Below are 24,540 nucleotides of genomic sequence, written 5' to 3'. Positions count from 1 at the left end.
TGGCCAGGCTGCTTCCGCGCGGGGTTGTAGTCCTTTTACCCGATGCTGATACGCCGCGATGACAATCCGGGCCATGACGAGGAGCGCTGGGTCAGCCTGGGTTGGCTGAAGCGTTTGATAGGCGTGGTGTATACGGAGAGGCGGGGTGATGTCATTCGAATCATCTCTGCGCGCAAAGCCACCAGGTGGGAGGCCAAACACTCTGACCAAAGCATCGAAAACTGACTGGAGCCGCTTGGCTCTGCAGGACGACCACGCTATCGATACGTCGGATATCCCCGAGCTGGATGACAATTTTTTCCGCGAGGCCGAGCTGCGTGTCCCAGCCAAGCAGACGGTGACCATTCGGCTGGATTCCGATGTCCTTGCCTGGTTCAAAGAGCAGGGTAGCGGCTACCAGACCCGCATCAATCAGCTGCTGCGCCAGTATATGCAAGCCCAGCAAAAGCTACGCTGAGCTTTGCTCAGGATTAGCAGTCGGGATTCGTCCTCTCATATTTTTGGAACACCCCTTCCGCCCACGGGTCCCAAGCTGTGTACCCATCCGTCCACAGCTGGAGCCCATCACCATGAGCATCCCCTACGACTGGGACCTGATCGAACGCTTGCTGCACGAGGTGCAGAACGGCGCTGGTCACAGCTTTACCCCACGCCCCTATGCCGAACAGCACGCCGCGGCGCTGGCCGCCAAGGGTGAGCCGGTGGGTGACCTGGACCTGTTGAAAACCCATGCCTGCGAGTACGAAAAGCTGCTGTTCAAGCGTGGCTTCATCGAAAGCCGGCCTGAAGAAGAGGGTGGCAATGGCGAAAACTTCGTGCTGACCGAGCGTGGTTTGCGCTTGATGAGCCTGATCGACAGCAGCATCCCCGGCTTCGAGCACCCGCGCCAGGTGCTGGACGAGCAGGCGGATGCGCTGGATGAGGCTACCTTCGAGCAGGTGTCGGCGAAGGCGCAGATCGCTTGAGGTCGTTTTGAGGCTGGCAAGGGCGGGTATGGAAACCGATAATCGGTACCTTCCGAAAACTGCCGAGCCTTTGACCATGCCGATGATCACGCCAGAGGGCCGCCTATGAGCGCGGTCCGCAAGAACCCTGATGCCTTCGCTTTCCAGGTAATGTTGGGGCTGTGCCTGATCTGGGGTTGCCAGCAGGTGTTGATCAAGACCGCCGCTGTCGACATCGCCCCGGTGATGCAGGCGGCACTGCGCAATGGCATCGCCGCCGTGCTGGTGGGCGTGATGCTGTGCTGGCGGGGTGGCTGGGAACAGGTCGGTAGCACTTGGCGCGCCGGGGTGGTGGCGGGCGGGTTGTTCGGCGTGGAGTTCCTGTTCATTGCCGAGGGGCTCAAGCTGACATCGGCGGCGCACATGTCGGTGTTTCTCTATACCGCGCCCGTATTCACCGCGTTAGGCCTGCATTTCCGGCTACCCAGCGAGCGCTTGCGGCTGCTGCAGTGGCTGGGGATTCTGCTGGCATTCGGTGGCATTGCCATGGCGTTTGCCGGTGGCATGTCGTTCGAGCAGATGGATGGCCGCATGCTACTGGGCGATGCCTTTGGCGTAATCGCCGGCCTGGCCTGGGGCGCGACCACGGTGGTGGTGCGTTGTTCGCGGCTGTCGGAGGCGCCAGCGACCTTGACCCTGTTCTATCAGCTGGCGGTCGGTTTTGCCGGGCTGCTGCTGATTGCCTTGCTCAGCGGGCAGATCGGTGCCGTGTCGCTGACGCCTTTGGCAATGGGCAGTGTGCTGTTCCAGGGGATCGTGGTGTCGTTCATCAGTTACCTGACCTGGTTCTGGTTGCTGCGCAAATACCTGGCGTCGAACCTGGCAGTGTTTTCGTTCATCACCCCACTGTTCGGGGTGACCTTTGGTGTGCTGCTGCTGGATGAGCCGCTTAGCATCAACTTTGTGCTTGGCGCGCTGATGGTCTTGCTGGGGGTGATCCTGGTGAGTGCCGAGCCTTGGGTGAAGAAGCAATTGCGGCGATATGTCGGCTAATGGTTGGTCTGGCAGGCGCCGCCGGCTCGCACGTTGCGAGCCATCCGCACCAGTCCCCCAGCCACTACCAACCCACACGCTGCCAGCATCAGCGCTGGTTGCAGCCCGCCACTGAAATGGCTGCTGATTGCCGCCAACAAGGGCCCGCTCAATTGCCCCAAGGCAAAGCACGCGGTCAGCAGCCCGGCATTGCGTTGCGTGGCATGTGGCGCCAGTTCCCGCGAGCGCTGCATCACCAGTTGCATGCAGGCCAGGAAAGGCCCGCCGCACAGCACCACGCCCAATGTCAGCCCGATACCCCCGCCCATCAGGCAGCTCAGCACGCCAAGCCCTTGCAACCAAAGGGTAGCGGTGAGCCAGATCGAGGTGCGGCCGCCGCGCCGTAGGCTCACCAGCAGCACACCCAAGGCCGCCGCCAGGCCAAACGCCGGCCAGAACAGGTCGGCCAGCCACTGTCCGCGAAACTGCTGGTTGGCCATTTGCGACAGGAAGGTGGCCGGAAGGATGTACCCCACGCCATACAGCGCATAAACCAGCCCCAGGCGGCCAATGCCGACGCTGCGGGTCGGGCCTTGGTGCGCTGGCGTTGGCGCAGGCTGGAGTGCCCTTGGCAGCCAAGGCCGCACGGCCAGCAGCATCACCAGCGCGGCAACGGCATAGATCAGCCACAGCGCCGCCGAGCCCAGCCCCAGCAGGTGCGCCACCAGTGCCAGCAACCCGGTTACGGCGATGCCCAGACCTGGCCCGGCGAACACCAGCGCGCCCAAGCGCTGGCGGTTGTGTGCATTGGCCACCTGCTGGCTGAGGCTCGTGATCATCACCAGCACCCAGGCACTGGCCACGCCGGTGCCAAAGCGCAGTAGCACATGGCTCCAGAACCCGTCGGCGCCCCATGAAACCAGGGTCAGCAGCACGCACAGCCACAGCCCTCCCTGCAGTCGCAGGCGCACCTGGCCGGGCGATCGGGCGAACATGGCATCTACCGCGCCCATGAAATAGCCCAGGTAGTTGGCAGCCGCGACCAACCCGGCGACCGTAAGGTCGAAATGGCCCTCGGCGATCAGTTGCGGCAATTGCGGGGTGAGGGCGAAACGGCCAATGCCCATGGCCATCATCAGCGCCACGGCGCTGGCCAGCAGTTGAATGAGTGGCGACATGACAGGTCTCCTGCACGGATCTAAGCGATGACTGGCAGGTTAGGGCGGTTTAATTTTCAATAAAATTGAATAATGATGATCAAGTTGTTCTGTTTTGGAGAATGTCGTGGAATTCAGCCAACTTCGTATCTTCCAGGCCGTGGCCGAGGAAGGGTCGGTTACCCGTGCCGCAGAGCGCCTGCATCGCGTGCCGTCAAACCTGTCGACGCGCCTGCGCCAATTGGAGGAACAACTGGGTGTTGAGCTGTTCCTGCGCGAACGCCAGCGTTTGCAACTGTCACCGGCGGGCAAGGTGCTGCTCGACTACGCTCACCGTATGTCCGCCTTGCGCGACGAAGCGCTGGCGGCTGTGCGAGGTGGCCAGCCAGCCGGAGACTTCGTACTGGGGACCATGTACAGCACGGCGGCGACCCACTTGCCGGGGTTGCTGGCGCGCTATCACCAAGCCTATCCGGCGGTGAACTTGCAGGTGCGTGCGGCGCCCAGTGGCGAGTTGCTCGAGGGCTTGCTCAGCCACAACCTGGACGCTGCCCTGGTGGATGGGCCGCTGAACCTGGCCGGGCTGGACGGCGTACCGCTGTGCGATGAGCAACTGGTGCTGATCACCAGCCCCGAGCACCCGGTGGTGCATAGCGCCAAGGATGTGGCAGGCAAGGCAGTGTTCACCTTCCGCCAGGGCTGCTCGTACCGCATGCGCCTGGAGGCCTGGTATGCCCATGCCCATACGCCCATGGGCCGGGTGATGGAGATCGAGTCGTATCAGAGCATGCTGGCCTGCGTGATCGCCGGTGCAGGCGTGGCGATGATGGCCCAGTCGATGCTCGACAGCCTGCCCGGGCGTGACCGGGTCAAGGTGCATCCGCTCCAGGCACCGTTCGATCAGGCGGTCACTTGGCTGATGTGGCGCCAGGGCATGCGCGGGGCCAATCTGCAGGCGTGGATCGACCTGCAACAAAGCGAAACGATTAACCAGTCGTCGGAATGCGGCGTTACGGCTTGATCCGGGTCAAAATGGCCCTTATCTGTAAGAGCAGAGGCATGCGTAATACAGGACATCGGGCTATGATCTGTATGAAACATCGCAGGATTGATTTGCCGTGAGGCTGACCCGTCAAGGGGGCATTATGAATAAACCACTGTCCAACTGGCTCCACGACCTGGCGGTTGCTTTGGGGCTGATTCCACCACCCTTGCAGCCGGTGCCGATCCCGACTGATGAAGAGCAGCGCAAGCGCCAGCCGCGTCGTCGCTGATAGAAAACAAAGGCCGCTGCATCCGGTTGGATGCAGCGGCCTTGTTGTTTCTGTCAGGCTTTATCAGGCCAGCTTCACCGCCGCCACCGACTTACTCGACATCAGGCTCACTACCACAAAGCTCACCAAGCCAATTACCAGGCTGTAGTAGATCGGCGTATTGGCCTCCAGCCCGTCCTTGAACATGAACAGCAGCGCAGTGGCAAAGCCCAGCGACATGCTGGCAATGGCGCCGGCGGTGGTTGCACGCTTCCAGAAGATCGCCCCGATCAGCGGGACCAGCATGCCGCCGACCAGCAGGTTGTAGGCCAGGGTCAGGGCGTTGATCACATCGTTCACTACCAGGGCGATGCCCAGTACCACCAGACCGGTCAGCAAGGTGAACAGGCGGCTAAGGGCCAGGCTCGACGGTTTGCCGCCGCGCAGTTTTGGCAGCAGGTCTTCAGTCACGGTAGTCGAGGCAGCCAGCAGGCCAGCACTGGCGGTGGACATCATGGCTGCCAGCGCTGCGGCCATCAGCAGGCCACGGATGCCATCGGGCAGGGTGGTCTTGATCATCTCGGCAAAAGCGTTGTTCGGGTTGGCCAGGTCGGGCAGCAGCACATGTGCGGCCATGCCGATCACCGCGCAGGCCAGGCCGTACAGCACGCAATACACACCCGCAGTGGTACCGGCACGTTTGCAGACCTTGTCGTCACGCGCGGTGAACACCCGCTGCCAGATGTCCTGGCCGATGAGGATGCCGAAGAAGTAGATCAGGAAGTAGGTGATGATGGTGTCCCAGCCAATGGTGGTCAGCTGGAAGCTGGCAGCCGGCAACTTGGCCACCAGGGTGTCCCAGCCACCCGCCTTGTACAGGCACACCGGCAACAGGATGAACATAAGGCCGACGGTCTTGATCACGAACTGCACGATGTCGGTGAGGGTCAGCGACCACATGCCGCCAATGGTGGAGTACAGCACCACCACACCGCCGCCGAGCATCAGCGAGGCCCAGAACGGCAAGTCCAGCAGCACTTGCAGTACGGTGGCCATGGCCAGGGTCGAGGTGACGCCGATCATCAGCGCATAAGCCAGCATGATCACGGCGCTGGCCTGGCGTGCGGTAGGGTTGTAGCGCTGCTCAAGCACCTGGGTCACGGTGAAGATGCGCAGGCGCAGCAAGGGTTTGGCCAGGAACAGGTTGATGGCGATGATGCCCAGGCCCAAGGCTGCACACAGCCAGAAGCCGGAGATGCCGTGGACATAGCCCAGGCGTACGGTGCCGACGGTGGAAGCGCCACCGAGCACGGTGGTGGCCATGGTACCCATGTACATCACCGGGCCGAGGTTGCGCCCGGCTACCAGGTAGTCTTCTTGGGTTTTTGCGCGCCGCATGCCATACCAGCCAAGCCCGAGCATGCCGGCGGTATAGATCATTACAACAATGATGTCCAAGGCCATTGGGGGTCTCCCGATTATCTTTATTATGGCGAGATCGACCACCCGGGCGGGTTCACGGCCCGGGTGGTCTTGTCGTGTTGTTGGCGGGCCTCTGTGGCCCTCCCTCATGGCTCCTGCCGGGGTGTAGCGGTATTAACGACGCACTACACCAGGTAGCACGCAGAGCATCTCGAACAGCAGGTTGGCACCGAGCAGCGAGGTGTTGCCGGTGGTGTCGTAAGGCGGGGAGACTTCGACAAGGTCACAGCCGATCAGGTCCAGGCCGTGGCAGCCGCGAATGATCTCCATCGCCTGGATGGTGGTCAAGCCGCCGATTTCCGGGGTGCCGGTGCCTGGCGCCCAGGCCGGGTCGATACCGTCGATGTCGAACGACAGGTACACCGGGCCGCCGCCGACCTTTTCCCGCACTTCGGCCATCAGTGGCTCCAGCGACTTGTGCCAGCACTCCTCGGCCTGCACCACGCGGAAGCCCTGGCGACGGCTCCAGTTGAAGTCATCGGCGGTATAGCCCTGGGCGCGCAAGCCGATCTGCACGACGCGGTCGCAATCGAGCAGGCCTTCTTCCACGGCGCGACGGAAGGTGGTGCCATGGGCGATCTTCTCGCCAAACATATGGTCGTTGACGTCGGCGTGGGCATCGATGTGCACCAGGCCGATCTTGCCGTGTTTCTTGTGCAGTGCACGCAGGATCGGCAGGGTGATGGTGTGGTCGCCACCCAGGGTCATGGGGATGACGTTATGCTCGACGATCTCGTCATACGCTTCTTCGATGATGCGTACGGCGTCCAGCAGGTTGAAGGTGTTGATTGCCACGTCACCGATATCGGCCACCGACAGCGAGTCGAACGGGGCGGCACCGGTGGCCATGTTGTACGGGCGGATCATCACCGACTCGGCGCGGATCTGCCGTGGGCCGAAGCGGGTGCCGGAGCGCAGCGAGGTGCCGATGTCCAGCGGAACGCCGATAAAGGCGGCATCCAGGCCTTCGGCGCTTTGCAGGTGGGGGAGACGGAGCATGGTGGCGATGCCGCCGAAACGCGGCATTTCGTTGCCGCCCAGTGGTTGGTGGAGAGTCTTGTCCACGGTGGGCCTCATCAGTCGGTCGATTGTTCTGTTTGTTCGAACCTGTGCCGCCGCGCGCCATGTGAAGTGTGGTTTTGCCGGCGGGCAGGGACATTTCGGCCAAGTCTGCTGAAGGTAGTGCCGGGGAAGAATCGCTACCGACAAATACTTAGTTCAGGAATTTCTGAACTAAAGGCGGGCAGAGCGGTTAGACTGCGCGCAAATACCCCAGCGGAACCGTTGCACCATGGCCTCGACCTTGCCCGACCTGAAACTGCTGCGCATCTTCGTCAGCGTGGTGCGCCACCAGGGCTTTGCCAACGCCCAGCGTGATCTGAACCTGTCGACTTCGGCCATCAGCACCTACATGAGCCAGCTGGAGGGCGCCTTGGGTATCGTGCTGTGCCACCGTGGCCGGGGTGGTTTCAGCCTGACCAGCAAGGGCGAGCTGTTCCACCAGGAAACCCTGCGCCTGCTGGCCGAGCTGGACGGTTTCGAGCAGTACGCCGCCGCCCTCAAGGGCGAACTGCGTGGCACCCTCAACCTCGGGGTGATCGACTCCACCGTCGGTGACCGCGCTTTGCCGCTGGCCGAAGCCATCGGCGCCTACAGCCAGGAGCACCCGGCGGTGCACCTGCACCTGTCGGTTTCCAGCCCGTACGAGCTGCAACTGGGTGTGCAGGACAACCGTCTGGACCTGGCCATCGGCGCCTTTTCCTCGCGCATGAGCGGTCTGCTCTACCAGCCGTTGTACCGTGAACAGCACTGGCTGTACTGCAGCAGCCGCCACCCGTTGTATGCCGAGCGCCGCATCCCCGAGCAGGTGGTGACCCAGCAGCGCATGGTCGGGCGCGGCTACTGGAGCCAGGCAGAACTGGCACGGCATGGTTTCAAGCACAGTGCGGCGACGGTAGAGAGCATGGAGGCGCAGTTGATCTTGATCCTTTCCGGCGCTTATATCGGCTACCTGCCCGAGCACTATGCCCAGGCCTGGGTCGACAAGGGCGATTTGCGTGTGCTGTCGCCGTCGACCTTTGGTTACCAAGCCCCGTTCTCGCTGATCATCCGCCGTGGGCGTAGCCGGGAACCCTTGATCCAGACCTTCCGCGACTTGCTGAAAAGCCAGTTGAACGTGAGCTGAAAAGCGACGTGTTCGTGCATTCCGTCGGGAGGCTCTAAATTCCGGCAAAAGCTGACCGCTAACCTGATAGCGCTCTGCTACATATCAACTTGCGCTGATGATTTTCCCTCATTTCATCCTGCAAGGATCGCCCAAGATGCGCATGAATTTGCCCGTCACTGAGCACGAAAGAACCTTCTCCAGCGAACAACGCCTGATCTCCACCACGGACCTCAACAGCCGCATCACCTATTGCAACGACGCCTTCGTGGCCATCAGCGGGTTTACCTACGACGAGCTGGTCGGCCAACCCCACAACCTGGTGCGCCACCCGGATATGCCGCCTGCGGTGTTCGGGCATATGTGGGAGACCATCAAGCAGGGCAAACCGTGGATGGGGGTGGTCAAGAACCGGTCCAAGAACGGCGACTACTATTGGGTAAGCGCCTATGTGACAGCGATTTACGAACAAGGCCGCATCAGTGGTTACGAATCGGTGCGCTCGGTGCCGACGCGTGAGCAGATCCGCCGCGCCGAGGCGCTGTATGCACGCCTGCGGGGCGGTAGAGCGGCTGTGCCTTGGGCGGCTCGGCTGGGGCATGGCTTGGGCCATGGTTGGCCGTTGATTGGCGCAGGCCTGTTGTCGGCGGCCGGTTACCTGTGGTTGCCGCCCTATGCCGCGCTCGGGGTGCTGATGGCCAGTTTGCTGCTGGCCTGGTACCTGGTCGAGCACCGGCAGAACCAGGCCATCCGCCGCACCTTGGCTGAGCATCCCAAGGCTTTCACCAGCCCGTTGGTGGCGCTGACCTACAGCGACAACCCTGGCCTGCAAGGCCAGCTTGACCTGGCCATTCTCAGTGAGGAAGCGCGCTTGCAAACGGCGCTCACCCGCTTGGTCGACGCCGGGGTCGGGGTGAAGTCGCGGGCGGCGCAGTCGTCTGATTTGTCTGACGCCCAAGCGCAGATGCTCGACCGCCAGCGCAGTGAAACCGACCAGTCGGCCACGGCCATTGCGCAGATGGCGGCGACCATCCAGCAGGTCACCCACAACGTGCAAAGCACGGCCCATGCGGCGGGCGATGCCGACCAGCTGGCGCAGCAGGGCAGCGAGCTGGCGCTGCAGAGCCTCAAGGCCATGGGCAGCATGAGCGACGCGGTTAACGATATCGGCCAGGCGGTCAATGCCTTGGCCGAGCAAACCCAATCGATCGGCAGCGTGGTCGATGTGATTACCTCGATTGCCGAGCAGACCAACCTGTTGGCATTGAACGCGGCCATTGAGGCGGCGCGCGCTGGCGAGCAGGGGCGGGGGTTTGCCGTGGTGGCCGATGAAGTGCGTTCGCTGGCCCAGCGTACCCGCGCATCCACCGATGAGATTCACCACATCATCGCCTCGTTGCGCGCGGGGGCAGAGCGGGCGGTGAGCACCGCCAGCCGGGGCGAGCAGATCTCGCGGGACAGCGTGCACAGCGTCGAGGCCGTGCAGGCAGCCTTGAGCGGGATTGCCCAGGCCGTCAGCCGCATCACTGGCATGAGTCAGCAGATGGCGACGGCGTCGGAGCAGCAAAGCCATGTGGCCGAAGATATCAACCAACAGATCGTGAGAATTGCCCAGCTGTGCGATCAGAGTGCCGGGCAAGCCAGGCAAGGGGCGGAAATCAGCCAGGACCTGGAGCGCATGGCGGAGTACCTGCACAGCCTGGCAGAGCGTTTCAATCGTTGAGATCGCTGGGCCCGCAAAGCGGGCCCCGATTCTGTGGCAAACTGTCTCCGCCAAGGAGAACCCCATGCCCAGACCCCGCTGCGAGCGCTGCCAGCGCCCGCTTGACCATTGCCTCTGCCCCCTGATCCCCGCGCTCGACAGCCGCACCCGCGTTATCCTGCTGCAGCACCCCAGTGAAACTGCTCATGCCCTGAACACCGCGCGCTTGGCCGCCCTTGGCCTTGGTAATGCCGAGCTGCGCATAGGTGAGGTATTCGATGACTTGGGCATCTTGCTGGCAACGCCTGGTTACCGGCCGGCGCTGCTATTTCCTGGTGACGACGCGCAAGTGCTCTCGGCGTACAGCGAAACCGAAGACGAACCCTTGCTGCTGATCGTGCCCGACGGCACCTGGCGCAAGGCGCGCAAGCTGCTGTACATGAACCCGTTACTGGAAGCGTTGCCGCGTGTGACGCTGGGGCCAGTCGCACCTTCACGTTATCGGCTGCGCAAGGCGCCGGAAGCGGGGGCGTTGTCGACGATCGAGGCGGTGGTGGGGGCGTTGAATGCGCTGGAACAGCCAGCCTGCTTCGATGCGTTGCTGGCGCCGTTCGAGGCGTTGATCGAGGGGCAGATCAGAGCGATGGGGGTGGAGACGTTCCAGCGTAACCATGGGACCGAGTAAAGGCTGGGGCTGCTTTGCAGCCCATCGCGACACAAGGCCGCTCCTACAGGGGATCGCGTACTCGTGTAGGAGCGGCCTTGTGTCGCGATGGGCCGCAAAGCGGCCCCGGCAATATCAAACGGATCAACGCATCTCGGGCAAACGCGCCTCGGTACGCACCTCGGTAGTGGCCAGCGCCTCTGGCGGCAGCGAAATATGCTGCTTGCTCAGCAATTCACCCATGGTCGCCAGCACGCGGTAGCGCGAGAACTCTTCGGTATAGCGCACTTCGGTGTAGCGGCGGTCGGCGTTGTACAGCTCGTTCTCACTGTCCAGCACGTCCAGCAGGGTACGCTGGCCCAGGCCAAACTGGTCCTGATAGGCGGCACGCACGCGCTTGGTGGTCTCGGCGTATTCACGCGCGGTCGGCAGCTGCTTGCTGGCGTTGTTCATGGCGTTCCACGCCAGGCTCAGGTTCTCGGTCAGCTCACGCAGGGCGTTGTTGCGGATGTCCAGGGCCTGGTTGATCTTGTGCGCGTCGGACTGCAGGCGAGCCTTGTCGCTGCCGCCGCGGAACAGGTTGTAGTTCATCTCCACGCCAGCTTGCCAGTCGTTGTTGTTATGGCCTTTCTCGCCACCCGTGTTGTTGTTGGCACCGGTTGCCAGGATGGCGTCGAAGCGCGGGTAGAAGGTCGACTTGCCGACTTCGTACTGCTGCTCGGCCGCGTTGACGTCAGCCTGGGCAGATTTGATGTAGGGGTTGTTCTGGCGCATGCTGTCGCGCGCGCCGTCGAGGGTATCAGGCACCTCGGCCTTGATGGTCTGCGGGCTTTCCAGCTCGTCCGGCATGCGGCCGATAACGCTGAAGAAGTTGGCCTCGGCATCGGCCAGGTCGACTTCGGCGGTATCCAGGTTGTTTTCTGCCAGGGCACGACGTGCGCGGGACTGGTCAAGGTCAGCGGTGCTGCCGACACCGCGCTCGTTACGCAGGCCGATCTGGTCGTTGACGCGCAGGTGGGCTTGCAGGTTGTTCTTGGCCAGGGTTACCAGCTCACGGCGCTTGAGTACTTCCAGGTACACCTCGGTCGCACGCAGGGCAACATCCTGGGCAACTGCCTGGGTGTAATAGGCGCGGGAGGTGGAAACCGCTTCAGTACGGCCCACTTCATTCGAGGTGTTGAAGCCGTCGAAGATCATCTGCCGCAGGCGCAGCTCGGACTGGGTGTAGTTGAGGGTTTCCTTGTTGTGGTTACCTTCAGCACGGGTGGTGGTGTTGTCCGAGCGTTGGCGGCCATAGCCAGCGACCAGGTCCACGGAAGGGTAGTAGCCACCACGCGCGAACTTCACATCTTCATCGGCCGACAGCTTGCTGTTCCGGTTGGAGCTGACTTGTGGGTGGTAGTCCACGGCGCTCTGGACGGCCTCGGTGATCGACATCGCCTGTACGTTGGCACTCGCCAGGGCCAACAGTAATGCACTGGTGATGGGGTTCAAAACGCGCATGGTACATCTCCCTGATCCTGGAATTGATCCTGCTATTCGCCAAAAAAATGACGATAAAGTTATCGCGTATAGTGTTGCAGGTTTTTAACAACACAGCTAAGTACATTCAACGCGATAGATAAGAAGATTTATTCATATCAAAGTGCCATATAAGACGTATATTGTCTAACAAGGTTGGCAAGAAGCGAGGGTAACGAGTGTGTGCTTAGCCTCGAAAGCCCCTGACTATAGGGCTTTTGTGCGGTTCCAGAATTATTTCAGATAAAGAAATGGCCAGTTAGGCGAAAGTGATATTTGGCGACAAAAAAATGTCACTTGGGCCTGTGCAGTGTCTTCTGTCTGACGATGTACAGGCTGACCAGCACGGCGCTGGTCAACATGAATGCGCGCGCCCAGAACAGCGGGACCAGGTAGCACGATAGACCAATGCTGGCCCACATCAGGCCGATGGCGTAGACCTTGCCCTTGAGGGGGATGCCTTCACCACTGAGGTAGTCGCGGATCCACGGCCCGAGCTTGGGGTGGTGGACCAGCCAGTGGTGGAAGCGCGGCGAGCTGCGGGCAAAGCAGGCTGCCGCCAATAGCAGAAACGGGGTGGTGGGCAATACCGGCAGGAATATCCCCAACACCCCCAGCGCAACGCTGAGCCAGCCGATGGCCAGCAACAGGTAGCGCACAGACGACTTAGTGGTGGCGTGGCTTGAGCAGCGCCGGTTTTTCGTCAGGGGCGTGCAGCAGCAGGAACAGCGCGGTCAGCGCTTCGGGGATCTGTACGATCATGTCGTCCTGCAGGTTGGCGTTGCTGGCGATGTCGGCGAATTCTGGCTGTTCGTCGAACAGGCCCGAACCGACCATGATCGGCAGCAGCATTTCGCTGACTTCTTCTTCGGCGTTCTCGAACCAGGCTTCTTCACGCAGGAACACGCCTTCCATGAAGCCGATGCACCAGCCGCGCAGGTCGGAATCGTCCGGTTCGTCGGTCAGGTCCAGGTCGCACGGCAGCTCGAATTCGTCGTCACTGGCCAGTTGGCGGGCGATGTGCGCCTTCAGTGCTACCAGGGTAGCCTCGATTTCGGTGCGCTGGGCATCGCTGCTGTAGTGCGGCTCTTCGGCGAACAGGGCATCGATCCACTCGCGTTCGGGCACGTCTTCGGCGTTGATCGACAGGGCGGTGAGGTAGCCGTGTGCGGCGACATAGTCCAGCGCTTCTTCGTGCAGCTCGTCGGCGTCGAGGAAGGCTTGCAGGCGGGTCAGTTGCTCGGCGAAGGACATTACAGGGCTACCTTGGGGAATAAACGATAACGAATTCTAGCACCTTGCAGCGGCAGCAGGGTAAAGGGAACGTCTATCGCCATGGTCCACTGCGCAGGGCGGTGCTGCGGTATACTCCGCGGTTTTTCATCCAGGGGCGGGTCTTGCCGGCTGCCTGGCAAAAACCGCTTACGCTTTTGGCGTGTGCGGGGCGGGTTTTTCGTCCAGCCTGTATCCAGGATGGTACGGCGATTTGTGGAGTTGCACATGCTCGAACAGGCTCAGCGCGTTCTCAAGGACATCTTCGGCTACGACAGTTTCCGAGGGCGCCAGGCTGCAATCATCGAATGCGTGGCCAATGGCGGCGATGCCCTGGTGCTGATGCCCACCGGCGGCGGCAAGTCGCTGTGCTTCCAGGTGCCGGGGCTGTTGCGTCCGGGCCTGACGGTGGTGGTCTCGCCATTGATTGCGCTGATGGACGACCAGGTCGCCACACTGGACGAACTGGGCGTGTCGGCCGCCGCGTTGAACTCTACCCTGACGGCAGAGCAGCAGCGTGAACTGGCCGGGCGCCTGCGCCGTGGCGAAGTGAAGATGCTGTACCTGGCGCCGGAGCGCCTGGTGCAGCCGCGCATGCTCGACTTCCTGCGTGACCTGGACATCTCGCTGTTCGCCATCGACGAGGCCCACTGTGTGTCGCAATGGGGGCACGACTTCCGCCCCGAATACCTGCAACTGGGCCAGCTGGCCGAGCTGTTCCCGCATGTGCCTCGCATTGCGCTGACCGCCACCGCCGACATGCGTACCCGCGAAGAGATCGTCCAGCGCCTGCACCTGCAAGGCGCCGAGCGCTTCCTGTCGAGCTTCGACCGGCCCAACATCTTCTACCGCATCGTGCCCAAGGAAGCGCCGCGCAAGCAGCTGATGGCTTTCCTCGGCGAGCGCCGCGGCAACGCCGGCATCGTCTACTGCCTGTCGCGCAAGAAGGTCGATGAAACCGCCGCCTTCCTCTGTGATCAAGGCTTCCCGGCACTGCCGTATCACGCCGGCTTGGCCGCTGAAACGCGTGCATCCAACCAGCACCGCTTCCTCAACGAGGAAGGGCTGATCATGGTCGCCACCATTGCCTTCGGCATGGGTATCGACAAGCCCAACGTGCGCTTTGTTGCCCACCTCGACCTGCCCAAGTCGCTTGAGGCCTATTACCAGGAAACCGGCCGTGCCGGCCGTGACGGCCTGCCCTCCGATGCCTGGATGGCCTACGGGCTGCAGGACATGGTGATGCTCAAGCAGATGCTGCAAAACTCCGAAGGTGACGAGCGCCACAAACGCATCGAGCAGCACAAGCTCGACGCCATGCTGGCGTTGTGCGAAGAAACCCGCTGCCGTCGCCAGTCACTGTTGGCCTATTTCGACGAAACCCTCGAACAGCCGTGCGGGCACTGCGACAACTGTGTCGACAAGATTCAGACCTGGGACGCCACCGAGCCGGCCCGCCAGGCGCTGTCGGCGGTGTTCCGCACAGGCCAGCGCTATGGCGTCGGCCACCTGGTCGATGTGCTGTTGGGCAAGGACAACGAGAAGGTGCGCAATTTCGGCCACGAGAAGCTGTCGGTGTTCGGCGTCGGCAAGGGCCTGGCCGAAGTCGAGTGGCGTTCGCTGTTCCGCCAGCTGGTGGCGCGCGGCCTGGTCGACATCGACCTTGAAGGGTACGGCGGCCTGCGCCTCTCCGACAGCTGTCGGCCGCTGCTGCGCGGCGAGGTGACCTTGCAACTGCGCCGCGACCTCAAGCCACAGACCACGGCCAAGGCTTCGTCTTCCAGCGGTGGCAGCCCGGCCAGCCAGCTGGTGCGAGCCGAGGAGCGCGAGCTGTGGGAAGCGCTGCGTACCCTGCGGCGCAAGCTGGCGGAGGAGCACAGTGTGCCACCGTATGTCATCTTCCCCGACTCGACGCTGCTGGAAATGCTGCGCAGCCAGCCGGTCAGCCTCAGTGACATGGCCCAGGTCAGCGGTGTGGGGGCGCGCAAGCTGGAGCGCTATGGGCAGGCGTTCCTCGAAGTGCTGAACAACAGCGGTGGCACCGAGGAGGCGCCGAAAGTAGTACTCGACCTGCGCCACGAGCTGGTCAGCCTGGCCCGCGCCGGCATGACCCCGGCGCAGATCGCCGGGCAGCTCAACTGCAGCGAGAAGAACGTTTATAGCCTGCTGGCTGAAGCGCTGGGACGCCAGGAGTTGAGCCTGGACCAGGCCCTCGACCTGCCGGAAGACTTGATGATGGAAGTGCAAGACGCCTTCCTCGATGGCGAGGGTGAGCTGCCGCCGGTATCGACCATTGCGCCACTGTTTGGGGCGCGAGTGCCGGAGGGGGTGTTGTATTGCGTGCGTGCGGCGCTGGCAGCCGAGTTCGAGTTGTAATGGTCGACCGGATCGAGGGCAGAACCGCCATCTGCTGATCTTTGTCATCCTTTTTGACGATTATCGAACATTCAAGGGTGCACGAGCCTTGCCTCGTGGGGCGGGCCATGATTAGCTGCCTAATAATTAGATCTATTCAATGAGTTACTTATGCCCCTGACCGACAACCAACACCGTTTCGGCATGCAGCTGGCCCAGATGTCCCGGGGTTGGCGTGCCGAACTGGACCGCCGCCTGGCCGGGCTCAACCTGTCTCAGGCGCGCTGGCTGGTGTTGTTGCACCTGGCCCGCTTCGAAGAGGCCCCGACCCAGCGCGAGCTGGCCCAGAGCGTGGGCGTCGAAGGGCCGACGCTGGCGCGCCTGCTCGACAGCCTCGAGGCGCAGGGGCTGGTGCGTCGGCAGGCGGTGCTGGAAGACCGGCGGGCGAAGAAGATTGTGCTGTGCCCGCCGGCCAAGCCGCTGATCGACCAGATCGAAACCATCGCCAATCAACTGCGGATCGAGCTGTTTACCGGCGTGGATGAGGCAGAATTGCAGGTGTGCATGCGGGTGCATGCCAAGATCCTGGCCAACCTGGAAAAATCCTGAAGGCAATTGGGGCTGCTTTGCAGCCCTTCGCGGGCAAGCCCGCTCCCACAGGTGCAGTGTGACCCTGAAGTCTGCGCAATACCTGTGGGAGCGGGCTTGCCCGCGAAGGGCCGCAAGGCGGCCCCAATGTTCAGAAGGTATGCCCAAGGTTCAGGTACACCGCCTGTTCATGCGCGCTGTTGGTGCCGTAGCTCAGGTTCAGCGGCCCCAACGGCGTCTCCAGCCCCAGGAAGACACTCGCCGCATTGATGTACCCGCTGTCGAATTCATTGTCGTTGTTCCACGCCCGCCCACGCTCCAGCGACCCGCCAATGTACAGCGGGAAGTCCAGCGGCACATAGGCCCGTGGCGTCAGCCGGCGATAGTAGACCATGCGCATCAGGCTCACGTTCTGCCCTGATACCGAGTCCTGGCGGAAGCCCGATAGCTCTCGTGCGCCGCCCATCACAAAGCTCGATGTCACCACTTCGGTATCATCCAGCGTCCGCCCGTAGCGCCCGCCCAGCACGAAGGTGTTCGGCCCGCTGCTGAGGGCCTTGTCCAGGCTGAACAGCCACTGCCGGTAATCCTGGTCCGAATCCAGCGACTTGTCGTACTTGCGCAAGGTCAGGCCGATGTCCTCGCCACGGTGCGGGAAGTACACGTTGTCGAGGGTGTCGAACGAGTACTTCAGCTCGTAGAAACCTTCGTTGAAGCTGACTTTGGGCAGGTCCTGGTCGCCGATGCGCACCTCGGCCTCACCCCAGGCCTTGCCCACGCCCAGGCGTACTTCACCGTTGGTGCCAATCTGCCGCCCCACGTTAAGGCCAAAGCCGTAGCGCTCCAGGCGATACTCGGCGATGGGGTCGTTGTCCAGGGTGGCTTCGATGTTCTGCGAGCCGAAGTCCAGGTACGGTGCGATGAAGTAGCGCGAGCCCACGTCCAGCGGCTGGTAGAACTCGCTGTACAGCTCTTGCTGGTCGCCGATCTGGCCACGCGTCAGCCATTCGGCACCCAGGCTGTTGATGCCGTTGACCCGGTAGCTGGCGCCCAGGTTGAAGGCGCTGTCGCCGCGCAGGTCGTCCGACAGGTTCAGGCCCAGGCGCAGGTAATCGGTGCCGCCGCGTCGACCGCGGGCGTTGATCACCAGGGTGTTGTCGTTGCCCTTGTGTACCACGCGGTACTGGACTCGGTCGAAGTAGTCCAGGCCGTACAGCGTGCCCATATCGGTTTGCAGGCGGTCCAGTTCCAGCGGGGCATCGATCGGCTGGCGAATATACGAACGGATGACGTCGTCGCTGACCTTGGAGTCGTTCTCGATCCGGATTGCGGTAATCACCGGCGTGCGCTGGCGCGGTGAGCGGGCCACAGCCAGGCTGCTGTCCTCGGGCTGGCGCAGGTTGGCCAGGCGCGGGTCGAGCAGCCGGGTGGCGCGGTAGCCGGCGTCGATCATTTCCCGGGCACGCCCGAAGTCGGTTACGCCAAACGCGGTCAGTGACGGCTGGATGAGGATGTCGTCGCGGTGCAGGCTGGCCAGTTGTTCCTCCGAATTACGCCGGGTCATCAAGGTGATCGACTGGTTGAGCACGTCGACCACCGTGGCCAGTTGCTTGCGGTCACGCAGTGGGGTGCCGATGTCGACCACGATGGCCAGGTCCACGCCCATGTCCCGGGCCACGTCGAGCGGGATGTTGTCGACCATGCCGCCGTCCACCAGCAGGCGGCCATCCAGTTCGACCGGGGCGAATACGGCGGGGATCGACATGCTGGCGCGGATCACCTGGGGCAGGTGGCCGCGGCGGAACACCACCTTCTCGCCACTGGCGATATCGGTAGCCACTGCGCGGAAGGGGATGGGCAGCTTGTCGAAGTCACGGGTGTCGGCGGTGTGCGCCAGCTTGCTTTCCAGCAGCAGCGCCAGGTTCTGACCCTGGATCACCCCCAGCGGCAGGCCCAGGCTGCCGTCGTCGCGAAAGCTGAGCTTCTGCTTGACCAGGAAGTCGCGGTCGTCCTGCTTGCGCCGAAACGGCACGTCCTTGCGCGGCGGGGCGTCGGACAGTGCTTGTTGCCAGTCGAGGGTGGTGGCGAGCTTTTCCAGCTCTTCGACACTGTAGCCTGACGCATACAGCCCGCCGACCACAGCGCCCATGCTGGTGCCGGCAATGGCGTCAATGCGCACGCCCTGTTCTTCCAGGGCCTTGAGCACACCGATGTGGGCCAGGCCACGGGCCGCACCGCCAGACAACACCAGGCCGACCTTGGGCCTGGCCGGTTCGGCAGCGACTGCCGACAGGCAGGTAAGGGTGAGCAGAAAGCAGAACAGCAAACGGCGCATCGTGAGTCTCAAACCGTGGGCTAAAGACCGCTAGTATAAGCGGCCCCTTACCTGGAGATGCTTCACCATGGCAGACAGCAAGCCGGAAATCGTCATCACTTATTGCACCCAGTGCCAATGGCTGCTGCGTGCTGCCTGGCTAGCCCAGGAGCTGCTCAGCACCTTCGCCGACGACCTTGGCCGGGTGGCGCTGGAGCCTGGCACCGGCGGTATCTTCCGCATCACCTGCAATGGCGTGCAAATCTGGGAGCGCAAGGCTGACGGTGGCTTCCCCGAGGCCAAGGTGCTGAAGCAGCGGGTACGCGACCAGATCGACCCACAGCGTGACCTTGGCCATAACGATCGTTGATCAGGCACCCTCGGCCAGTGGCTGCTTGGGCGGCTGCTCGGCGGCCAGGCGGCTGGAGAGCACGATGGCGAAGATGATCAGCGCGCCGCCCAGCAGCATGCGCAGGGTGGGCGTTTCGGCAAACACCACCCAGGCCACGGCAATCCCGTAGACCGGCTCCATGCCGAACACCACGGCGGCGGTGCGCGCCTTGATCACCGCCAGGCTGGCCACGAACAGGCTGTGTGCCACACCGGTGCAGAAGATGCCAAGCAGGGCGATCCACAGCCAGTCCATGGCGGCTACGTCGGTAAGGCCCGGGGCTGCGAACGGCAGCAGGCACAGGCCTACCACCAGGTTCTGCCACAGCGCTGCCTGTACCGCAGGCAAGCGCCCGGAGCCGGCGCGATTGGTGAGTGACAGCAGCGAGAACAGCAGCCCCGACAGCAGTGCCCACAGCAGGCCGCCGGTGGCTTCGCTGGCCAGGTCGAAAGCCGGCGTGACCAGCATCAGGCCGATGCTGACCAGCAGTACCAGTACGGCCTCGTTGCGGCGGATGCGTTCGCGGAACAGCAGGCCTTCGAGGATGACGGTGAAGGCCGGGAAGCTGGCGAAACCGAGGGTGGCGATGGCCACGCCGCCGACCTTGACGGCGATGAAGAAACTGACCCAGTGGCCGGCCAGCAATACCCCGCCGAGCAGCAGACGGCGAATGTCCTGACTGCTCAGGCGTTGCCAGCCAGGGCCGGCGAGGCTGGCGAACAAGGCCAGGGCAAGCACCGCGAAGGCGGCGCGGCCGAACACGATGATTGACGGGCTGGCGCTGGCGGCCAGCTTGCCGAAGACGCCGGTCAGGCCGAAGAACAGCGCGCCAATGTGCAGGGCGCCGAGGGCGGTGCGGTGGTTCATGGTGGTCCTTGCTCGAGATCTCTATTGGCTGTGCCCGCGAAAGGGCCGGTACAGGCAAAGTGTATAGGTTCAGGCAAACCCGTTCTGTCGCAAGACTGCTGTCAGTTATCGCCAGGCTCTCGCCGCAGCGCCAACGGCGTACAGCCAAACGCCCGTAACATCGCCGCCGAAAACGCACTCTGCGAGCTGTACCCCACCTGCGCGGCAATCTCACCCATCGGCAACAAGGTCTGCGTCACCAGCCGCCGCGCCTTGAGCAGTCGCCGCTGGCGGATGTAGTCCATCGGTGTCATCCCGCATTCGGCTGTAAAGCGCGCATGCAATCGCGCACTGGACAGCCCGGCGAGGCGTGCCAGGTCTGAGACCTGCAGCGGGTAGGCAGCATGTTGCTCGATGTGCGTATCGAACGCGGCATAGGGCAGGCGCCGGCTGGCGGCAACGCTGGCAGCCGCCGTGGGGTTAAGGCTGGCAAGCAGCAGCGCCGCACCTTGCCGGGCAATCAGAGGGTCTTCCATGGGGCTGGCCGCCAACCAGTCCACAAGCTGCTGCTGGCGGTCGTTCAGGGCCAGGGCGGCTGGGCTGTCGAGCAGGCGGCGGCTGGCATCGGCGTGTTCGCCCAGTTGTTCGTGCAGCCAATGTTCCCCAGGCACATCAAGCACCAGGCAATCACTGCCGGCATTGCTGGCGCAGGTGTGATGAGCACCCGACGGTACGACGATCAGCCCCTGTCGATCGATCCCGGCACCTTGCCCCTGCACTTCAAACTCCAGGCGGCCACGCAGGCCGAACACCAGTTGCGGGTGTTCGTGGCTGTGGGCGATCAGGCTGTCGCGGTAATGGCGCAGCGAGAGGATCGGGCCGGCGGTCATGGGCGGTCCTCGCAGGGCAGAAGCCCATTGTGCCTCATTCCCTGCACGCCATCACTCGTCACCGTTCTGCCATGGCGCTGTCATGCGCGCCTGCCAGTCTCCAGCAAACTGCGCCGGAGCCTGCCCATGACCCATGCCGAACTGTCCCGTCCCTCGCGCAAGCAACGTGTGCGCACGCTGTGGATCTCCGACGTACACCTGGGCACTCGCGACTGTCAGGCCGAACACCTGTCGCAGTTTCTCAAGGGCTACCAGGCCGACCGGGTGTACTTGGTCGGCGACATCATCGATGGCTGGAAGCTGCGCAGCGGCATCTACTGGCCGCAAGCCCACACCAACGTGATCCGCCGGTTGCTGACCATGAGCAAGCGTGGCACAGAGGTGATTTACGTCACCGGCAACCACGACGAATTCCTGCGTCGCTACTCCAAGCTCATCCTGGGGAATATCCAGCTGGTGGACGAGGCCGAACACCTGACCGCTGATGGTCGACGCCTGCTGGTGATCCACGGTGACCAGTTCGACGTGATTACCCGTTACCACCGCTGGCTGGCGTTCCTCGGTGACCGCGCCTACGAGTTCACCCTGGTGCTCAACCGTTGGCTCAATCGCTGGCGTGCGCGGTACGGCTATGGCTACTGGTCATTGTCGGCGTACCTCAAGCACAAGGTGAAAGGCGCGGTGAATTTCATCAGCGACTTCGAGGATGCCATTGCCCACGAGTGCACCCGACGTGGTTTTCACGGTGTCGTGTGTGGGCACATTCACCACGCCGAAATCCGCAAAGTAGGGGAGGTGGAGTACCTCAATTGCGGGGATTGGGTGGAGTCGTGCACGGCACTGATCGAGCATTGGGATGGCACCATCGAGCTGTACCGTTTGGCTGATGCCCAGGCCCGGGAAGCGCAGGTAGCTGCGGCGATGCGAGAGCCGGCATAGAGGGCTGCTTTGCAGCCCCGATGCTTACAGGCTGATCTTGCCCAACAGGATATCCCTGAACATCACGAAATCCCCTATCAGGCTGTACAGTGGGTAGGTAAAGGTCGCCGGCCGGTTCTTTTCGAAAAAGAAATGCCCAACCCAGGCAAAACCGTAGCCAAACAGCGGCACGGCCAGCAACAGCAACCATTTGCCGCTGCCGATGGTATAGGCCAGCAGGGCAATTACCAGGCTGGTGCCGACAAAGTGCAGGCGGCGGCAGGTGGGGTTGCTGTGTTCCCCCAGGTAGTACGGATAGAACTCGGCAAAACTGCGAAACTGCGCTGTGCGGTTCATGGCAGTGCTCCGGGATTAATACTTCTGGACAAGATGCACGGCGTGGAGCCTGATTCGAGTCTAGAGTGACTGACGGGGCCTATCAGTGACAATAGGCGCCAAATGAGTATCCTTGGGGTTCACCGCAGGAGCGGTCGGTAAAAAGAAGCCTGTCATGAGCGAAAGAACCACGTCAGCCAGTTGGGCATCAGGGATTGTGAAGGCACTCGAACTGGAAGGGCTGGACTGCCAGGCCATGTTCAAGCAGCTGGGGCTGGACTTCGCGGCCCTCGACGACCCTGACGCCCGCTTCCCGCAAGACTCGATGACCCGGCTCTGGCAGCTGGCGGTGGAGCTGTCGGGTAACGAGGCCATCGGCTTGAACATGGCACGGGTGGTACGCCCGGCGTCGTTCCATGTGGTGGGCTATGCGTTGATGTCCAGCCGCACGCTGGCTGAGGGTTTCGAGCGCCTGGTGCGTTACCAGCGCATTATCGCCGAAAGCTCGGACTTGAGCTTCAAGCTTTGCCCTGAGGGCTATTCCCTGATCCTGACCGTGCACGGCGACCACCTGCCGCCAACGCGGCACAGTGCCGAGGCCTCGCTGGCCTGCGCGCTGGCGCTGTGCAAATGGCTCAGTGGCCGCCCGGTGCAGCCAAGGCGGGTGCTGGTGCAGGGGCCTCAGCCGAAGAATATCGAACCGTACAAGGTGGCGTTCCACTCGCCACTGGTGTTCGGCGCGCCGCACGATGCGCTGGTGTTCGAACGGGCCGACATGGAGGCGCCGTTGCCGACTGCCAACGAAGCCATGGCCGTGTTGCATGACCGCTTTGCCGGGGAGTATCTGGCCCGCTTTTCCGAAAGCAGGGTCACCCACCGCGTGCGCCAGGTGCTGTGTCGCATCCTGCCGCAGGGCGAGCCCAAGCGCGAGACCCTGGCCCAGGCCCTGCACCTGTCGCAGCGCACCTTGCAGCGGCGGCTGCAGGAGGAGGGCACCAGCTTCCAGACCTTGCTCGACGACACCCGTCGCGAGTTGGCCGAGCAGTACCTGGCCCAGCCGGGCATGACCCTGCTGGAAGCCGCCTACTTGCTGGGCTTTGCCGACCCCAGCAACTTCTACCGGGCATTCCGCCGCTGGTTCGATGCCACGCCCAGTGAGTACCGCGCGCGCCTGGGCGCGGAAGCCGAAGGCGTCAGTGACGCCAGAACGCCGGCATACACAGCACCAGCACCGTAATGATTTCAAGCCGACCCAGCAGCATGCCGGCAGCCAGAATCCACTTGGCTGCGTCCGGCAGCGTGGCATAGTTACCCGATGGGCCAATCACTTCGCCCAGGCCCGGGCCCACACCCGACACCGTGCCGGCGGCACCGGTCAACGCAGTCATCCAGTCCACGCCCAGCAACGACAGCAGCAGGGCCATGACGCAGATGGTGATGGCGAAGAAGAACGAGAACGTCAGGATCGAACGCACGATGTCTTCATCGAGGCGGTGGCCGTTGTATTTCTGCTTGATCACCGCGCGCGGGTGGATCAGCTGGTTAAGGCTGGCCTTGAGCAGGATGTAGGCTACCTGGAAGCGGAAAATCTTGATGCCGCCTGCGGTCGAGCCTGAGCAGCCACCCACGAAGCCCAGGTAGAAGAACAGCATCAGCGAGAAGTTGCCCCACAGGCTGTAGTCGCCCAGGGCGAAGCCGGTGGTGGTGACCACCGAGGTCACGTTCAGCGCCACATGGCGCAGGGCGTCGAGCCAGTGAAGGTTGGTGCTGTACCAGTACCAGGTGCCCAGCACCAGCCAGGTGACCAGCAGCATGCCCAGCAACCCTTGCACCTGCTGGTCACGGATCAGCGCCTTGCGGTTGCCGCGCAGGGTCGCTACATAAAGGGTGAACGGCAGGCTGCCCATGATCATGACGACCACGGCGACCCAGTGCACGGCCGGGATGTCCCATTTCGCCAACGACTGGTCAGAGGTGGAGAAACCGCCGGTGGAGATCGCCGACATGGCGTGGTTGATCGCATCGAACGGGCTCATGCCCGCCCACCAGAAGGCCAGCGAGCCAAGGATCGAGAAGCCGACATACACCCCCACGATCGACTTGGCGACCATGTGCGAGCGCGGCATGACCTTTTCCGAACGATCGGACGATTCGGTCTGGAACAGGCGCATGCCACCGATGCGCAGCAACGGCAGGATCGCCACCGCCATGGCGATGAAGCCGATGCCGCCGAGCCAGTGCAGCATCGAGCGCCACATGAGGATGCCAGGTGACATGGTATCGAGCCCGCTGAGCACGGTGGCTCCGGTCGCAGTGATGCCGGACATGCTTTCGAAGAAGGCATCGGTGTAGCTGATGTGCTGGGTCAGCAGGAACGGCAGGGCGGCGAATACGCACACCACCAGCCAGCTGCTGACCGTCAGCAGGTACATGTCGCGTGGGCGCAGGTGCACATGCTCGGGGCGCCCCTGCACCACCAGGGCCAGGCCGGCAATGAACGTGATCAGGCTCGACCAGAGGAACGACGGCATGTCACTGGTGCGTTCGAAGATTACCAGGGTCGTCATGGGCACGGCCATGCTGACGGCGAGGGTAATCAGGAAGATGCCGATGATGAAACCAATGATCCTTAAGGTCGGCAACGCCATGTGATCTGCTCTGACTCGATTCGGAAGGGCGCCATTCTACCTATGGGTCTGGTGATGTAAACG

The 24,540-nt window shown here is 62.9% G+C and carries 24 protein-coding genes and 1 pseudogene; 14 read left to right on the top strand and 11 right to left on the bottom strand.

Translation table 11 applies throughout. From position 1 onward, the window contains the following. Positions 1-36: 36 nt before the first annotated feature. From QQL85_RS13630 to QQL85_RS13615, 4 genes and pseudogenes are all read left to right on the top strand, one after another. Positions 37-225 (top strand): annotated as a pseudogene (locus QQL85_RS13630) (BrnT family toxin); the annotation flags it as partial. Continuing rightward, a complete protein-coding gene (locus QQL85_RS13625) occupies positions 203-457 on the top strand; it encodes a BrnA antitoxin family protein (protein ID WP_284354243.1) in 255 nt (84 codons plus the stop codon). The pseudogene QQL85_RS13630 and the gene QQL85_RS13625, both read left to right, overlap by 23 nt. Positions 458-569: 112 nt before the next feature. Then, on the top strand, positions 570-965 hold the full coding sequence (locus QQL85_RS13620) for a transcriptional regulator (RefSeq protein ID WP_284354082.1): 396 nt from the start codon (positions 570-572) through the stop codon (positions 963-965). A gap of 105 nt (positions 966-1,070) precedes the next feature. After that, the gene (locus QQL85_RS13615; protein WP_284354081.1) at positions 1,071-1,997 is read left to right on the top strand and encodes a DMT family transporter; all 927 of its coding nucleotides are present in this window, start codon (positions 1,071-1,073) and stop codon (positions 1,995-1,997) included. Here the strand turns inward: QQL85_RS13615 and QQL85_RS13610 are convergent. Beyond that, complete coding sequence (locus tag QQL85_RS13610) at positions 1,994-3,154, bottom strand: MFS transporter (protein WP_284354080.1); 1,161 nt, start codon at positions 3,152-3,154, stop codon at positions 1,994-1,996. The two genes, QQL85_RS13615 and QQL85_RS13610, sit on opposite strands and share 4 nt — an antisense overlap. 106 nt (positions 3,155-3,260) lie before the next feature. Here QQL85_RS13610 and ptrR point away from each other — a divergent pair, with 106 nt between their 5' ends. Both ptrR and QQL85_RS13600 read left to right on the top strand, forming a co-directional pair. Beyond that, the gene (gene ptrR / locus QQL85_RS13605; protein ID WP_284354079.1) at positions 3,261-4,154 is read left to right on the top strand and encodes a putrescine utilization regulator PtrR; all 894 of its coding nucleotides are present in this window, start codon (positions 3,261-3,263) and stop codon (positions 4,152-4,154) included. A 124-nt stretch (positions 4,155-4,278) separates the two neighbouring features. After that, entirely contained in the window at positions 4,279-4,407 is a 129-nt protein-coding gene (locus tag QQL85_RS13600) for a PA1414 family protein (RefSeq protein ID WP_009683677.1), read from the top strand. A 63-nt stretch (positions 4,408-4,470) separates the two neighbouring features. Here the strand turns inward: QQL85_RS13600 and QQL85_RS13595 are convergent, their stop codons facing one another. Further along, on the bottom strand, positions 4,471-5,850 hold the full coding sequence (locus QQL85_RS13595) for a sodium:solute symporter (RefSeq protein WP_284354078.1): 1,380 nt from the start codon (positions 5,848-5,850) through the stop codon (positions 4,471-4,473). Between the two features lie 132 nt (positions 5,851-5,982). Further along, positions 5,983-6,933 (bottom strand): agmatinase, encoded by a 951-nt coding sequence (gene speB / locus QQL85_RS13590; protein WP_003254586.1) that lies wholly within the window; start codon positions 6,931-6,933, stop codon positions 5,983-5,985. Positions 6,934-7,159: 226 nt separating this feature from the next. Here speB and QQL85_RS13585 point away from each other — a divergent pair, with 226 nt between their 5' ends. The 3 genes from QQL85_RS13585 (at position 7,160) to QQL85_RS13575 (ending at position 10,419) form a co-directional block, all read left to right on the top strand. Next, a complete protein-coding gene (locus QQL85_RS13585; protein WP_284354077.1) occupies positions 7,160-8,053 on the top strand; it encodes a LysR family transcriptional regulator in 894 nt (297 codons plus the stop codon). 136 nt (positions 8,054-8,189) lie between these two features. Next, entirely contained in the window at positions 8,190-9,755 is a 1,566-nt protein-coding gene (locus QQL85_RS13580; RefSeq protein WP_284354076.1) for a methyl-accepting chemotaxis protein, read from the top strand. Positions 9,756-9,819: 64 nt separating this feature from the next. Beyond that, complete coding sequence (locus QQL85_RS13575; protein WP_284354075.1) at positions 9,820-10,419, top strand: tRNA-uridine aminocarboxypropyltransferase; 600 nt, start codon at positions 9,820-9,822, stop codon at positions 10,417-10,419. A gap of 123 nt (positions 10,420-10,542) precedes the next feature. Here the strand turns inward: QQL85_RS13575 and QQL85_RS13570 are convergent, their stop codons facing one another. The 3 genes from QQL85_RS13570 to QQL85_RS13560 form a co-directional block, all read right to left on the bottom strand. Further along, positions 10,543-11,901, bottom strand: a complete 1,359-nt coding sequence (locus tag QQL85_RS13570; RefSeq protein ID WP_284354074.1) for a TolC family outer membrane protein — start codon at positions 11,899-11,901, stop codon at positions 10,543-10,545. A 311-nt stretch (positions 11,902-12,212) separates the two neighbouring features. After that, entirely contained in the window at positions 12,213-12,626 is a 414-nt protein-coding gene (locus tag QQL85_RS13565; protein ID WP_284354242.1) for a YbaN family protein, read from the bottom strand. Then, entirely contained in the window at positions 12,586-13,173 is a 588-nt protein-coding gene (locus tag QQL85_RS13560; protein ID WP_105946034.1) for a YecA family protein, read from the bottom strand. The genes QQL85_RS13565 and QQL85_RS13560 overlap by 41 nt, the downstream gene beginning before the upstream one ends. 246 nt (positions 13,174-13,419) lie before the next feature. Between QQL85_RS13560 and recQ the strand changes: the two genes are divergently transcribed. Both recQ and QQL85_RS13550 read left to right on the top strand, forming a co-directional pair. Then, on the top strand, positions 13,420-15,567 hold the full coding sequence (recQ, locus tag QQL85_RS13555) for a DNA helicase RecQ (protein WP_284354073.1): 2,148 nt from the start codon (positions 13,420-13,422) through the stop codon (positions 15,565-15,567). A gap of 150 nt (positions 15,568-15,717) precedes the next feature. Next, complete coding sequence (locus QQL85_RS13550; protein ID WP_110741623.1) at positions 15,718-16,155, top strand: MarR family transcriptional regulator; 438 nt, start codon at positions 15,718-15,720, stop codon at positions 16,153-16,155. Between the two features lie 130 nt (positions 16,156-16,285). On the opposite strand, the gene QQL85_RS13545 is transcribed toward QQL85_RS13550, so the two are convergent. After that, on the bottom strand, positions 16,286-18,469 hold the full coding sequence (locus tag QQL85_RS13545) for a patatin-like phospholipase family protein (protein WP_284354072.1): 2,184 nt from the start codon (positions 18,467-18,469) through the stop codon (positions 16,286-16,288). 67 nt (positions 18,470-18,536) lie between these two features. Between QQL85_RS13545 and QQL85_RS13540 the strand changes: the two genes are divergently transcribed. After that, positions 18,537-18,818, top strand: a complete 282-nt coding sequence (locus QQL85_RS13540) for a SelT/SelW/SelH family protein (protein ID WP_003259082.1) — start codon at positions 18,537-18,539, stop codon at positions 18,816-18,818. Here QQL85_RS13540 and QQL85_RS13535 read toward each other — a convergent pair whose 3' ends face one another. Together QQL85_RS13535 and QQL85_RS13530 are read right to left on the bottom strand one after the other, a co-directional pair. Continuing rightward, positions 18,819-19,706 (bottom strand): DMT family transporter, encoded by an 888-nt coding sequence (locus QQL85_RS13535; RefSeq protein WP_284354071.1) that lies wholly within the window; start codon positions 19,704-19,706, stop codon positions 18,819-18,821. It abuts the gene before it with no gap. 101 nt (positions 19,707-19,807) lie between these two features. After that, positions 19,808-20,575, bottom strand: a complete 768-nt coding sequence (locus QQL85_RS13530) for a helix-turn-helix transcriptional regulator (RefSeq protein WP_284354070.1) — start codon at positions 20,573-20,575, stop codon at positions 19,808-19,810. A gap of 126 nt (positions 20,576-20,701) precedes the next feature. Between QQL85_RS13530 and QQL85_RS13525 the strand changes: the two genes are divergently transcribed. Continuing rightward, positions 20,702-21,514 carry a UDP-2,3-diacylglucosamine diphosphatase gene (locus tag QQL85_RS13525; protein WP_284354069.1) on the top strand — a complete coding sequence of 271 codons (813 nt, stop codon included), beginning with the start codon at positions 20,702-20,704 and terminating at the stop codon, positions 21,512-21,514. Between the two features lie 24 nt (positions 21,515-21,538). Here QQL85_RS13525 and QQL85_RS13520 read toward each other — a convergent pair whose 3' ends face one another. Beyond that, complete coding sequence (locus QQL85_RS13520) at positions 21,539-21,850, bottom strand: DUF962 domain-containing protein (RefSeq protein ID WP_016711872.1); 312 nt, start codon at positions 21,848-21,850, stop codon at positions 21,539-21,541. 154 nt (positions 21,851-22,004) lie between these two features. Between QQL85_RS13520 and QQL85_RS13515 the strand changes: the two genes are divergently transcribed. After that, positions 22,005-23,066, top strand: coding sequence for an AraC family transcriptional regulator (locus QQL85_RS13515; RefSeq protein WP_284354068.1), 1,062 nt, complete (start codon positions 22,005-22,007; stop codon positions 23,064-23,066). Here the strand turns inward: QQL85_RS13515 and QQL85_RS13510 are convergent. Beyond that, entirely contained in the window at positions 23,023-24,477 is a 1,455-nt protein-coding gene (locus QQL85_RS13510) for a TrkH family potassium uptake protein (RefSeq protein WP_284354067.1), read from the bottom strand. The two genes, QQL85_RS13515 and QQL85_RS13510, sit on opposite strands and share 44 nt — an antisense overlap. Positions 24,478-24,540: the final 63 nt, after the last annotated feature.

The organism is Pseudomonas putida (assembly GCF_030159595.1).
GTDB classification, from domain to species: domain Bacteria; phylum Pseudomonadota; class Gammaproteobacteria; order Pseudomonadales; family Pseudomonadaceae; genus Aquipseudomonas; species Aquipseudomonas putida_AC.
This window is presented reverse-complemented; position numbering and strand designations above follow the sequence as displayed.